Origin of the sequence: Novacetimonas sp. GS1, assembly GCF_036686925.1 — a bacterium.
Lineage (GTDB): Bacteria > Pseudomonadota > Alphaproteobacteria > Acetobacterales > Acetobacteraceae > Novacetimonas > Novacetimonas hansenii.
In genome coordinates this window covers 2,922,407-2,935,725 of the sequence record NZ_VSZP01000001.1, presented here as the reverse complement: position 1 = coordinate 2,935,725, position 13,319 = coordinate 2,922,407, and the positions used below count along the sequence as shown (strand labels likewise).

General features: G+C 65.3%; 11 protein-coding genes. 5 read left to right on the top strand and 6 right to left on the bottom strand.

Annotated features, from left to right (window positions below; translation table 11 throughout):
- Positions 1-9 precede the first annotated feature (9 nt).
- The 5 genes from mutS to tsaD form a co-directional block, all read right to left on the bottom strand.
- On the bottom strand, positions 10-2,634 hold the full coding sequence (gene mutS, locus FYB92_RS12890; RefSeq protein ID WP_040510490.1) for a DNA mismatch repair protein MutS: 2,625 nt from the start codon (positions 2,632-2,634) through the stop codon (positions 10-12).
- An 88-nt stretch (positions 2,635-2,722) separates the two neighbouring features.
- Complete coding sequence (gene murJ, locus FYB92_RS12885) at positions 2,723-4,297, bottom strand: murein biosynthesis integral membrane protein MurJ (RefSeq protein ID WP_247066587.1); 1,575 nt, start codon at positions 4,295-4,297, stop codon at positions 2,723-2,725.
- A gap of 49 nt (positions 4,298-4,346) precedes the next feature.
- Positions 4,347-4,832 (bottom strand): glutathione peroxidase, encoded by a 486-nt coding sequence (locus FYB92_RS12880; RefSeq protein ID WP_003618167.1) that lies wholly within the window; start codon positions 4,830-4,832, stop codon positions 4,347-4,349.
- A 192-nt stretch (positions 4,833-5,024) separates the two neighbouring features.
- Positions 5,025-6,008, bottom strand: coding sequence for an NAD(P)H-dependent glycerol-3-phosphate dehydrogenase (locus tag FYB92_RS12875; RefSeq protein WP_175575080.1), 984 nt, complete (start codon positions 6,006-6,008; stop codon positions 5,025-5,027).
- 267 nt (positions 6,009-6,275) lie between these two features.
- Positions 6,276-7,382: a tRNA (adenosine(37)-N6)-threonylcarbamoyltransferase complex transferase subunit TsaD gene (gene tsaD / locus FYB92_RS12870; RefSeq protein WP_003618171.1), complete on the bottom strand. Its 1,107-nt coding sequence runs from the start codon at positions 7,380-7,382 to the stop codon at positions 6,276-6,278.
- 71 nt (positions 7,383-7,453) lie between these two features.
- Between tsaD and hemC the strand changes: the two genes are divergently transcribed.
- Both hemC and FYB92_RS12860 read left to right on the top strand, forming a co-directional pair.
- Complete coding sequence (gene hemC / locus FYB92_RS12865) at positions 7,454-8,530, top strand: hydroxymethylbilane synthase (RefSeq protein WP_332828783.1); 1,077 nt, start codon at positions 7,454-7,456, stop codon at positions 8,528-8,530.
- A 37-nt stretch (positions 8,531-8,567) separates the two neighbouring features.
- On the top strand, positions 8,568-9,293 hold the full coding sequence (locus FYB92_RS12860) for a uroporphyrinogen-III synthase (protein ID WP_332828782.1): 726 nt from the start codon (positions 8,568-8,570) through the stop codon (positions 9,291-9,293).
- 206 nt (positions 9,294-9,499) lie between these two features.
- Here FYB92_RS12860 and secB read toward each other — a convergent pair whose 3' ends face one another.
- Positions 9,500-10,045, bottom strand: a complete 546-nt coding sequence (secB, locus tag FYB92_RS12855) for a protein-export chaperone SecB (protein WP_003618177.1) — start codon at positions 10,043-10,045, stop codon at positions 9,500-9,502.
- Between the two features lie 225 nt (positions 10,046-10,270).
- Here secB and FYB92_RS12850 point away from each other — a divergent pair, with 225 nt between their 5' ends.
- The 3 genes from FYB92_RS12850 to FYB92_RS12840 all read left to right on the top strand — a co-directional run bounded on the left by FYB92_RS12850 (position 10,271) and on the right by FYB92_RS12840 (position 13,313).
- Entirely contained in the window at positions 10,271-10,954 is a 684-nt protein-coding gene (locus FYB92_RS12850) for a Tim44/TimA family putative adaptor protein (protein ID WP_332828781.1), read from the top strand.
- Positions 10,955-11,003: 49 nt separating this feature from the next.
- Positions 11,004-12,236 carry a murein transglycosylase A gene (locus FYB92_RS12845; RefSeq protein WP_062808691.1) on the top strand — a complete coding sequence of 411 codons (1,233 nt, stop codon included), beginning with the start codon at positions 11,004-11,006 and terminating at the stop codon, positions 12,234-12,236.
- Positions 12,237-12,446: 210 nt separating this feature from the next.
- Positions 12,447-13,313: a site-specific DNA-methyltransferase gene (locus FYB92_RS12840; RefSeq protein ID WP_003618186.1), complete on the top strand. Its 867-nt coding sequence runs from the start codon at positions 12,447-12,449 to the stop codon at positions 13,311-13,313.
- The last annotated feature ends 6 nt before the right edge of the window (positions 13,314-13,319 follow it).

Here is a 13,319-nt window from a genome sequence, read left to right as displayed (position 1 = left end):
TCTTTGCAGTTACGGGTCCAGATGTTCCTTACTGGAATGTAGGAGTTTTTTTAACCGGTAAAGGGCGTCGAGCGCCGCGCGCGGGGTCAGTTCGTCGGGATCGAGGCCGATGACCATCTCGATCACTTTTTCCGGCAGTGCGGGTGTGGCCTCCGCAACCGGGGGCGGCGTGTCGATCCGTTCGAACAGGGGCAGGGCCGGGGCGGCGGCATGGCGTTCCTTCTCCAGCCCCGCCAGCAGCCGTCCGGCGCGGCGCACCACGGGTTCGGGCACCCCGGCAAGGCGCGCGACATGCACGCCCCAACTGCGCCGGGCGGTGCCGGGGACGACCTCGTGCTGGAAAATCACCTCGCCCTTCCATTCACGCACGCTCATGGTGTGTGGCGACAGGCGCGGCAGGCTTTCGGCAAGTTCGGACAGTTCGTGGAAGTGGGTTGCGAATATGGCCCGGCACCGCAGCGTCGAATGCATGGCTTCGAGCACGGCCCACGCGATCGCCAGACCGTCAAGCGTTGCCGTCCCGCGCCCGATTTCGTCCACCACCACCATGGATCGTGGTCCCGCCTGGTTGAGGATGGCCGCCGTTTCCGTCATTTCCACCATGAAGGTGGACCGCCCGCGCGCAAGGTCGTCCGCCGCCCCCACGCGGGAAAACAGGCGGTCCACGATGCCGATGCGCGCGGCCTTTGCACAGACCGGCAGTCCCGCCTGCGCCACGATCACCGCCAGTGCCGTCTGCCGCAGGAAGGTGGACTTGCCCGCCATGTTCGGGCCCGTCAGCAGCATGACGCGCCGGTCGGGCGACAGGTCGCACGAATTGGGGGTGAAGCGGGCATCACGCGGCAATGCCGCCTCCACAACCGGGTGGCGGCAGTCGGTCAGGTCGAACGTGGTGTCATCGCTGATGGCGGCGCGGCACCATGTCCCCCCACCGGCCAGTTCGGCGCACGACTGTATGATGTCCAGCACCGCAAGGGCGGAGGCGATGTCAGGAAGGGCAGGTTCGTCGAGGATGGTGCGTACCAGTTCGGCAAACAGCGTGCGTTCGCGTGCCGCCGCGCGTTCCGCGGCCTCGATGATGCGTTGGTCAAGGCTGACGAGGCGGTCGGTTGAAAACCGCGCGGCGCTTGCCGTGCCCTGCCTCAGGATCAGGTCCTCGCGGTCCTTCAGCCGTGCAGAGGCGGCGGAGGGAACCTCGATCACATAGCCAAGCTGCGCATGGTGACGGATCTTGAGGTTGGAGATGCCAAAGGCGTCGGCATATTCCTGCTGAAGTGCGGCAATGATCCGGCGGCTGCCATCGCGCAGTTCACGTTCGCCATCAAGTTCGCCATCATATCCCGTGGCGATGACGCCCCCATCCTCCAGCCGTGCGGGCAGGGTATCGGACAGGGCGCGCGCCAGCAGGGCCTCAAGCTCCGTCGCCTTGTCAAGATGTGCCGTGGCGCGTGTGACAAGCGATGGGGCCTGCGGGCTTTCGCGCACGATGCGCGCGACGTGGCGCGCCGTGGACAGGGCGGCGCGGATGGCGGCGGCATCGCGCGGCTGTCCCCGGCCCAGCGACAGGCGGCCCAGCGCCCGCGCCACGTCCGGCGCGGGGCGCAGCGCATCGCGCAGGGACTGGCGCACCTGTGGCTTGTCCAGCAGCCATGCCCATGCGTCCTGCCGGGTCGTGATACGCCGCGCATCCGTCAGCGGGGCCGCGATCCATTCCCCCAGCAGCCGGCTTCCCGCCGCCGTGACCGTGCGATCGACCGCGGCGAACAGGGTGTGCGTGTTGTCCCCATCGCGGGTGCGCAGAAGGTCAAGGCTGGCGCGTGTCGCGGGATCAAGGCCGAGGACTTCGCTGCTGTCATGGGGGTGCGGGCGCGACAGGCGCGGCAGTTGCCCTGCCTGGCTGCGGCGGATGTAGTCGATGGCGGTCGCGCCGGCCATCGCTTCGCCATCGGAAAATGTGCCGAATGCGTCAAGGCTTGCCGCGCCAAAGGTCTCGGCCATGCGGCGGCGGGCGGCGGCGGCATTCATGGGGATGACAGGGGGCGCGCGGCGGGCGGCGAAATCGCCAAGCGCGATGTCGTCGGCGCACAGGATTTCCGCCGGGTCAAGGCGGCCAAGCAGGTCCTGCAACCCGTCCGCTGGCAGGTTCGCCGTTTCAAACAGGCCGGTGGAAATGTCGATCCATGCGACCCCCAGTCGCCCGGTGCCGCGTTCCGCCACGATACAGGCCAGCAGATTCTGCCGTCCCGCCTCCAGCAGTTCATCTTCCGTCAGGGTGCCCGGTGTCACCAGTCGCACGACCTCGCGACGCAGGGGGCCTTTTGCCGCGGCGCGTCCCTTGCGTGGGGCCTCTGTCTGTTCGGCGACCGACACGCGAAATCCCCGGCGGATCAACCGCGCAAGATAGGCGGGGGCGGCATGTACCGGCACGCCGCACATCGCGATGGGCATGCCCGCATGCGTGCCGCGCGCCGTCAGGGAGATGTCGAGCGCCGCCGCCGCCGCCTCGGCATCGGCGAAGAACAGTTCATAAAAATCGCCCATCCTGAAGAAGAGCAGGGCTTCGGGATGCTCCGCCTTCAGGGCGAACCATTGCGCCATGGCGGGGGTGGCGCCTTCGGGGGTGGGGATGGTCATGTCATGGATGTGTAAAGAGGACATCCCCGATTTTCCAGACCCCGAATCCCGACAGATGTGAAAGAGGGGTGTGAAAGGCGGCGCGGCGTCAGTCCGCGCGCGCTCTGGCACGCAGGCCCATCCTGCGCAGGACGGCCGATGTGATGCGCCCGCCATCCATGATGCCCGTCAGGTGCAGCCCGATGCCATAGGTCGCGCCCGCCACCATCATCACCGCGCCCAGCATCAGGGTTCGCCCGGTGCGGGTCATGTCCATCATGTGTCCCGCGGGCGTACACTGGCACAGGAACATCACCACCACCCCCATCAGGGCGGTGCATGCGGTCATGCGCGACAGGCGTGACACCAGGCTTTCCGTCAGCAGCATCGCCCTGTTACGCAGCAGGACACCCCCCAGTACGACCACGTTGACGATGGCGGCAATGCTGCTGGCAAGGGGTGGGCCGACATGGGCCAGCGGATGCATGAAGGCCAGGTTCAGCACGAGGTTGAGCGCAAGCGTGCCCATCCCGATGATAACCGGGGTGCGGGTGTCGCCACGGGCGAAAAATCCGGGAGAAAGCACCTTGACCATCACGAAGGCAGGCAGCCCCAGCGCATAGGCGCGCAGCGACTGTGCCGACATCATGGCGTCATGGGCGGAAAATGACCCATGACCGAACAGCGTCATCATCACAGGTTCCGCAACCAGGATCAGCCCCAGCGTCGCAGGCAGCGTCAGGACAAGCGCATATTCGATCGCGCGGTTATGGATGGCGTGCGCGTCCTGTATTTCGCCACGGGCAAGGTGGCGCGTCAGAACCGGCAGCAGTGTCGTGCCTGCCGCCGCCCCAAGCACACCAAGGGGAAGCTGGTTCACGCGGTCGGCGAAATACATCAGCGACACGCTGCCCGCAGGCAGCAATGTGGCGATGATGGTGTCGATCATCAGGTTGATCTGTGTGATGCCACTGCCCACCAGGCCCACGGCCATGCGTCCCAGAAGCTGTCGGATGCGCGGTGTGACGCACGGCACGACCGGGTGCAGCGTCATGCCCGCGCGGTGAAGTGCGAACAGCAGGATCGCGAACTGGATCACACCTGACGCCGTCACCCCCCATGCAGCGGCGTTCGCAACTCCCCCGACATAAGGTGGCAGCAGCACTATGGCGGCGATTCCCACGACGTTGAAGCTGACATATGCCGCCGCCGCCACACCGAAATGGTGCATGCCGTTCAGCACGCCCGACACCAGCGCCGCCCCGCAGATCAGCACGAGGTAGGGAAATGTGATGCGGCTTAACGATATGGCCAGTGTGTCACGCACCCCGTCATGGGCAAAGCCCGGTGCAAGCAGCCGCAGCACGCCGGGCATGAAAATCTCGCCCACAACCGTCAGCAGCGTCAGCCACGCGATAAGCACGCTCAACGTTTCATTGGCGAAGCGGCGCGCGGGTCCTGTCCCTTCCTGTGCCAGAAGGGAGGAGAAGAGGGGCACGAAAGCAGCGTTCAGCGCGCCTTCGCCAAACAGGCGGCGGAACATGTTGGGCAGGCGGAAGGCGATCTGATAGGCATCCTGAACCGGCCCGACCCCCATCAGCGCCGCAAGAAGCTGGTCACGCACAAGGCCGAGCACGCGGCTGAGCATGGTCCAGCCGCCAACCGTCAGAAACCCCCTGAGCACGCGTCCCCCGTCGGTGGCCGCATTGCGATGGTCGCGTGCGATGGTGGCATCAGTGGTCCATGACCGCGCGTTCGACCGCCATGCGTACACGACGGGATTCGGGGGGGGTAATGGACATGAACCAGTTGACCAGCGTGCCATCGCGGCCAATCAGGTATTTATAGAAATTCCACCGTGGCCGCGCCAGGAACCCGCCCTGCTGCGCCAGCCAGCGGAACAGCGGGGTCGCCTGTGGGCCGCGTACATGGCATTTCGCCGCAAGCGGAAAGGTAACGTGATAATTGCGTTCGCAAAATGCGCCGATTTCCTGCGCGTTGCCGGGTTCCTGTGCGCCGAAATCATTGGACGGCACACCCAGCACCGTCAGGTCATGGCTGCGCCATGTCGTCCACAATCCCTGCAATCCCTCGTACTGGGGGGTAAAGCCGCATTTGGATGCCGTGTTGACAATCAGGATCGGCTTGCCGCGCAGGGAGGAAAGGTCGATCGGCTCTCCGCTCAGGGCGGGTAACGTGAAGTCATACGCACAGGTCATGGGAATTGCTCGGGCTTGGGATAGGGTGGCGGTGTCGCCAGCGGTCTTGGGGGATAGGCGAATATTCGCCCGGTGCAGTCAAGACCCCCACCGCGTCAAGGGCGGGGGTTTTGTGTAAAACCCCGGTAACATTGCCACTGATATTGTCACGCATCGCGCGCGGCAGATCGCACGCGGCAGCCTGCCGGGGCGTCATGTGGGGATGCCGAACTCCTGCCCCACCGGGCGGTTCATCAGCCGGGTGCGCGCGGCATGCAGGTCGATCGCCCCTGATAGGACAAGGGCCACGGTTTCGATGACCGGGACGGACACGCCCCGCCCCCGCGCAAGGTCAAGCAGTGCGGGCGCCGTGGTCACGCCTTCCACGACTCCACCCCCCTGTGCCAGGGCCTGTTCCAGCGTTTCCCCCCGCCCCAGTGCCAGCCCAAGCGTGTAATTGCGTGATGCCGCCCCCGTGCAGGTCAGGAGAAGGTCGCCGATTCCCGCCAGCCCCGACAGGGTTTCCGCCTGTCCACCCAGCGCATGCGACAGGCGGCCAAGTTCGGCGAGGCTGCGGGTAATCAGGGCGGCGCGTGCATTTTCGCCAAGGCCCGCGCCGATCGTCGCGCCCGCCGCAATGGCGATGACGTTCTTGGCGGCGCCACCAACCTGCACCCCGGTGGGATCGTTGCTGGCATACAGGCGGAAGGATGGGGTCGTCAGCAGGTCGGCAAGCGTGCGGGCCTGTGTTGCACTGGCGCAGGCCAGGACGGCGGCAGCGGGCAGGCCATGGGCGATTTCATGGGCAAAATTCGGGCCGGACAGTACGCCATGTGCGACCGTGGGGTGGATCTGGGCCATGATTGCGCATGGCAGCATGTCGGTCGAAAGCTCGACGCCCTTGCAACATGCGATCATCGGCGCGATCGGGGGCACGCGCGTGCAGACCGCGCGCAGATGTTGCGTCGGCACGGCAAGGAGGATCGCATCGGCATGTGTCGGCATGTCCGCCGACAGGGTGATGCGTTCGGGCAGCACGGCGTCAGGCAGGCGCGGCAGGGTGCGTCGTGGCGACAATGTTTCGGGCTGGCGCGCCCACAGATGCACATGCGCACCGGCCCGTGCCGCCTGTATCGCAAGGGCGATGCCCCATGCCCCCGCGCCGATGACGGCGATATGCGCGCTGTTCATGTCCATCCGCTTCTCTCCTGCCTGTCACTGGTGCCTGCCATCTGGCATGCGCCTGAACGGGCGGCCGGTGCAAGGGGAAGGATACAGGGGGACAGGCAGGCACGCGACAGCATGCACGCAAGACAAGGTCGGGCGATGTGGGGGATCAGGCGATGCGGGTTATGGCGCCCGTCATCTTATGGGGCGCCATGATGCCCGCGATGATCGGGGCACTGAGGCACTGAGGCACTGGGGCACTGGGGCACGTGGGCACCGGGGCGGCGTGTCGCGCAATCAGACCGCCGCCGCAGGTGCGAAACGCGCCGCCATGTCCGACAGGGGCCAGCGCGGGCGCGGGCGCAGGGCGATGTCATCGGGAATGGGCAGGCCGCCTGCTGTGGCCGTGCGCATGGTCTCGATCGCGGCCCATGCCACCATGACCGCGTTATCCGTGCATAACCGCAGCGGCGGGGCGGTGAACGGCAGGCCCCGTGCCTGCGCGATGGTGGTCAGGCGCGCGCGCAGGACGGTGTTGGCCGCCACCCCGCCCGCCGCCACCAGCCCGCGCGCGTCAGGCATCATGTCCAGCGCATGCCCGATTCGGTCGGCCACGATATCGCTGACCGCGTGCTGGAAACTCGCCGCGAGGCCCGCTGCCACCTCATGCGGTAATGCCGCGCGGTCATAGGGGGCAAGTTTCTGCGCCACTGCTGTCTTCAGGCCGGAAAATGAAAAATCGCATCCGGCCCGTCCCATTAACGGGCGCGGCAGGGCAAAGGCGGAGGGATCACCCTGTTGCGCCAGGGCCTCGACCGCCGGGCCACCGGGCCAGCCAAGGCCGAGCATCTTCGCCACCTTGTCAAACGCCTCGCCCGCCGCATCGTCGATCGTGCCGCCAAGCCTGCGGTAATGGCCGACACCCTCCACCGCGATGCACTGGCAATGCCCGCCGGATACCAGCAGCAGGAGGAAGGGGAACGGCGCGCCACCGGGCGTGATCCCCGGCAGGCGGGCCGTAAGGGCATGGGCCTCGATATGGTTGACGGCGATGAATGGCCGCCCCAGCGCGAGGGCGAGGCCCTTGGCGAAGTTGGCGCCCACGATCAGCCCCCCGATCAGGCCGGGGCCACAGCTTGCGGCGACCGCGCCGACATCGCCCGGCTGCATCCCCGCATCGTGCAGCACCCCGCGCACCAGCGCAGGCAGCGCGCCCAGGTGCGCGCGCGCCGCGATTTCGGGCACGACCCCGCCGAATGGCACATGTCCGGATTGCGTTAATGTCGCCTCTGCCATGACGCGGCCGTCGGCCGATACGATGGCGCAGGCCGTGTCATCACAGGAAGATTCAATCGCCAGCACGGGTGATGGCAGGTCGGGTGCGGGTACGGGGCGCAGGCTCATCGTGCAAAATACAGTCCGTTTGGGGCGAATGTCATCTTTCCTTTATCGTGAGGGGGTAATAGACACGCGATATGGATTTCGCAAAGTCTTCCGCCCCTGTTCCATCGTCCGCGTTGCAGAAAGTCGCGGCCGAGGCCGCTGCACGACAGCGAAAGGACACTCCCCGCGCCGAACCGCACCGGCGGCAACTGCCGCTGAAGGTGGGAACGCGTGCGTCCCCGCTCGCGCTTGTGCAGACGCGCGCCTTCCTGACGGTGCTGACGCGTTTCTGTCCGGTCCTGCGTGACATGGGCGCGTTCCAGGAACACCAGATCAGCACCACGGGTGACCAGGTGCTGAACCGCAAGCTGGCGGAAATCGGTGGCAAGGGCCTGTTTGCCAAGGAAATCCACGAAGCGTTGCTGGACGGGCGGATTGATTTCGCGGTCCACAGCCTCAAGGATCTGGAGACGGCGTTGCCGCCGGGGCTGGTCCTGGCCTGCACCCTGCGGCGCGAGGATGCGCGCGATGTCCTGATCCTTGGTCCTGATTGTCCCACGCCGGACCCGATGGACCCGTATTCCGCCCTGGCGCCGGGTGCGCTGGTGGGATGTGCGTCCGTGCGGCGGCAGGCGCAGATGCTGCATGTCCGCCCCGACCTGCGCTTTGGCCTGCTGCGTGGCAATGTGCAGACGCGCCTTGACAAGCTGGCGGCCCGGCAGTGCGAGGCGACGTTGCTGGCGCTGGCGGGATTGCGCCGGCTGGGGATGGAGGATCGTGCGGACGTCATCCTTGACCCCACGGTCATGGTGCCTGCCGCGGGGCAGGGGATCGTGGGCGTCACGGTGCGCGAAAGTGATGTCGAACTGCGAGAACTCCTCGCCGCGATCGAGGATTACGAGGCCCGCGCCGTCGCCACCGCCGAACGTGCCCTGCTGGCTGAACTTGACGGGTCGTGTCGCACCCCCATTGGTGGGTATGCCCGCCTGATCCCGGTGGTGGCCGGTGGCGCGCCCGAACTGCACCTGACCGGACTGGTCGCGCGGGAAGATGGATCTTTCCTGCTCAAGCGTTCCATCAGCGGCGCGCCGTCCGACGCCGCGCGCCTTGGCCATGCGCTGGGACGCAGCCTGCGGGCCGACAGCCCGTCGGATATCTTTGTCGAATAACGGCAGTATCTCACAGGGCGGGCGGGCGGGCGTGCTGGTGACACGGCCGCCCCCGGGCCTTGCGGAAACCATTGCTACACTTGCCGCGCGGGGCTGGCGACCGGTCGCCGCCCCGATGCTGGATATCGTTACCTGTCCGCTGGCGTCATATGGCGCGTCGCCGCCACAGGCGGTGGTCGTAACCAGCAGCCAGGCGGTGGCCGCCATCGCGCGGCCCGACCTTGTGGGCATTCCCTGTTATGCCGTCGGTGCCGCGACGGCCCGTCGCGCGCGTGCCGCCGGTTTTGCCCATGTGCGGATTGCGCCCGAAGGTACGGCGCAGGGGCTGGGCCGGATGCTGTCGGCCCAGATCATGCCATTGGCGGGGGCGCTCCTGCTTGCGGTGGGGCAGGGATATGCCATGGACCTTGCGCGTGACCTGCGTGACGTGGGCTTTCGGGTACGGCGGCGTACGGTCTATCGCGTGACACGGCGCAGGCAGCTTGACAGGCCGGGACATGAGATGCTGATGGCGGGGCAGGCCGCGGCCGTGCTGTTCTTCTCCCCCCGCACGGCGCAGGCATTCATGGCGGCATTGACGCCCGCGCAGCGTCTGGCGCTTGCGCATGTGCGCGCCATCGTCATTTCCGAACGTACCGCGCGGGTGCTTGATGCGGCGCTGTGGCGATCGGTGGAGGTTGCCCCCACCCCCGACAGTATCGGCATGCTGTCCCGTCTTGGCGCCGGGCCTTTGCCCGTGGGGCCTTTTTCCGACATGCCCTGAGAGGCTGTTTGGGAAGGCTGTTTGGGACAGCCAAAATTTATGGATGCCCCCTGTCGTTGCAGGCAGGCTGTGCCATAAGTCTTTGTAAATAATTGAAGATAATCAGATATCTGGCTGTCTTGTCGGCTGCCTCTGTCAAAAAAAGGCCCGATGGACATTGCCACCGGGCCCTTGATTTCCTTCAGTCCCGACCGGGCATGCCGGTGTCAGGCGTGGCCGGCGGCCTGTGCGAAGGAAGAGTTGCGCTTGCGCTGCCACAGTTCCACAAAGTCGATCGGTTGCAGCACGACCGGCGGGAAGCCGCTTTCGCGCGTGACATCGCACAGGATGTTGCGCACGAACGGGAATATCAGGCGCGGCACCTCGATCATCAGGATCTGTTCCAGGATGTTTTCAGGTGCGCCCGTCACCGTTGTCACCGCGCAATATACCAGTTCGCCCACGAAGACCGGACGCTCGGCCGCAGGTGCGTCGGCGGTGGCTACCGGCGGCAGCTTGGCCATGATCTTGGTGGTCATCGACACTTCGTAAACCGGCTGTTCGGGGTGGAGCTGCGCGGTCGTTACGTCGATTTCGATGTTCATGCTGGGGTTTTCAGCCTGCAACTGCTGAAAGATCATGGGGCCACCCGGGACCTCGAACGACAGATCCTTGACGTATTGCAGGTTGATGCTCATCGAAATCTGGGGGGCGGACTGTCCCTCCGGCTGTTCGTTGGTGTCCTGCGGAAGGGTGGAGGGCTTGTCGGTCATGTGGCTGTGTATTCCCTGAAAACGGAAAGGGTGAGGAAATAGGGTGTTCCCAGCCGGTAGCATGCCTCCGCGCGTTCGCCAACTGTATCGCCGCGCCAGGCAATTGCCGCGATATGTGCATTAAACGCCTCTGTCGCATTGTCTTGGCAGCGGGCGTTGCCTATGTTTGGCGAAGGATTTTTTAACGGGTCGGGGTTCTCCCGCTCGCGGGTATGGACAGGCGGCATGGATTTTTTATTTGGGCATTTCCCCCTTGACCTGGTGTTCCTGGGGCTGGTCGCCGTGTTTCTGGTGCTGCGCCTGCGGGGCATCCTGGGCAAGCGTGTCGGCGCCGAACCCGCCGCGCGTACGATGCAGCCCACGTCGACACCGGCCCCTGTGATCGAGGGGAAGCCCGAACCCGTGGCCCCCGCGACGACCTATGACATCCCGACCCCTGACACCCGCGTGGGACAGATGCTGTCCGCGATCGCCGCGCGCCAGCAGGGCTTTACCCCCGACGGTTTCATCCGCCAGGTGGAGGACGCCTTTCGCCAGATCGTGCAGGCCTATGCCGTGGGGGATATCGAAACCCTGCGCCAGCACCTGACCGAAAGCACCTTCACCGCGTTCGAGGCTGCGATCGTATCGCGCCAGCAGGCCCATGAAACCATGCGCAGCGAAATCCGTGACATCACGGACATGGCGATCATTGATGCGGAACTGTCGCCCGATGTCAGCGTGCCTTATGCCCGGATCGAGGTGCGCATCGTGTCCGATCAGGTCAGCGTCACGCTGGATCAGAACGGACAGCCCGTATCGGGCGTGGACGCCGTGACCGAGTTTTCGGACCTGTGGACGTTCGAACGGATTCTTGGCGCGGCGACCCCGGGCGCGCAATGGCGTCTTGGCGCCAGCCGCAGCGCCTGATCCCGATCCCTTTTTCCAACTACCAGCCTGAGACTGTGCCTGAGTGATCATGAAGCGTGTACCTGTCCTTGCGTCGGCACTGCTGCTGTGCGCGTGCCATAACCTTGCCCCGCAGGTGGGGCCTCAGACGGCGGCCCGGCATGCGGATGACAGATACCCTTCCAAGACACGGGCCATTTCCTTTTCAAAGGTCGCGGGCTGGGACAGCGACGATACGGCGCAGGCGCTTTCGGTCTTTGTGGCGGAATGCCACAAGCTTGGTTCCCTGCCCGCCGAAAGCGCCCTTGGCGATGGCGCGGGCGGGGCGGGTACCCGCGTGGGGGACTGGCTTGCGGCCTGTGACGCCGCGCGCCGGGTCGCGCCGGACAATGCCGCCGCCGCGCGGGATTTCTTCCAGGCATGGTTCCAGCCCTATCGTATCGGGACGCCTGACCGGCAGGGAACGCTGTTCACCGGGTATTATGAACCTGAAATCCGTGGGTCGCTGAAACGTGGCGGGATCTACCAGACCCCGGTCTATCGCCGTCCGCCCGACCTGCAGCGCACGCGTGATGCGCAGGGGCACATGCACACAGGCCGCAGGGAGGGGACGAAATTCGTGCCCTATGCCACCCGTGCGCAGATTGATGGCGGCGCGCTTGCACATCACAAGCTGGAACTGCTCTGGGTGGCGGATCCGGTTGACCTGTTTTTCATGCAGGTTCAGGGCGCGGGTCGCGTGCGCCTGCCCAACGAACAGGTCGTGCGCCTGAGTTTCGACGGCCATAATGGGCAGCCTTATGTCCCATTGGGCCAGGTGATGGTGCAAAAAGGATATCTTGAGGCAGGCCATGTGAGCCTGACGGCGATTCGCGACTGGCTGGAGACACATCCCGCGCAGGCCCGCAGCGTGATGGAGGCGAACCCCAATTATGTCTTCTTCACCGAACTGCCTTCCGACAGTACTGATGTGGGCACGCCCGGCGCATTGGGCGTGCCGCTGACGCCGGGACGTTCCCTGGCGGTGGACCGCCATGCCATCCCGCTTGGCGCGCCGGTTTGGATCAATACGGCCGTCAATGCCGCGGGACATGTGGAAACGTGGAAACGGCTGGGCTTTGCGCAGGACCTGAGCCGTGATGTCAAGGGAACGGGGCGTGTGGACCTGTATCTTGGCTGGGGGCCAGAGGCGGCGCAGGATGCCGCGGCCCAGCATTCCGTCGGTCAGCTGATCGTGCTGTTGCCCCGCAAGGCCGCAAAAGAGGCCGTAAGGGACGCCGCATCCGGGGACGGTGCGTCCTGAACGGTGGTTGCCTGGTGTGCGAACGCCACGGGATGACCTGAAATAGATTATTGATAAATAACGCTAAAAGTTCCTGTTGGCTGCCTTCTTGGAAAAGCGGCGTCGTTTGAAATCCTAATAAGGTTTCGGCAATAAGATTTCGACAGGGACTTTCACGATTTCAGGATGTTGCGGTTGCCTTTTCAAACAGTCTCCAGGGGGTAGAGAGCCATGGCCGGGCGGTCCACCACCACGGCGGCGGGTCCGCAGGGGCCAGTGTCGCCCCGTACCGTACGTTATCGCGAGGGGCCGCATCAACTGGTGCGTGGCGACTGCCTGAAGGTCCTGCGCCGGATGCCTGCGGACAGTGTCGATGTCGTGGTGACATCGCCGCCGTACAATATCGGCCTGCGTTACAGCACCTATAACGATACCTTGGACGAGCAGGGCTATCTTGACTGGATGGTGGCCATTTCGCGCCAGGTCCGGCGCGTGATGAAGCCCGACGGGTCGTTCTTCCTCAACATTGCCGGGTCTTCGGCGCAACCATGGCTGCCGTTCGAACTGATGGTAAGGCTGCGCGCGTTGTTTGCGTTGCAGAACCACATAAGCTGGGTGAAGTCGATTTCAATCGGGGCGGAGACGTTCGGCCATTTCAAGCCGGTCAACAGCCATCGCTATCTTCACCGTAACCACGAACACCTGTTTCATCTGACCCGTTCGGGGCATGTGAACCTGCAACGGCTGGATGTTGGTGTCCCGTATATGGACAAATCGAACATTGTGCGGCGCGGGCATCGGCAGGACCGGCGCTGTCGGGGGGATACATGGTTCGTCCCGTATGAAACGGTACAGGGCAAGGCGCAGAAATATAACCATCCCGGCACGTTCCCCGTCAGCCTGCCGCAGATGTGCATTCGCCTGCATGGTCGGCCGGATGCGGTCGTGCTTGATCCGTTCATGGGCACCGGCACCACCATTGTCGCCGCCCTGCGTGAAGGGGCGCGGGGAATCGGGATCGACCTCGACAGCGGATATGTCGAGATCGCGCGCGAACGCGTGCGCGCGGCCCTGAAGGAAAGCGGGGCGGGAGAGTGATGCCCC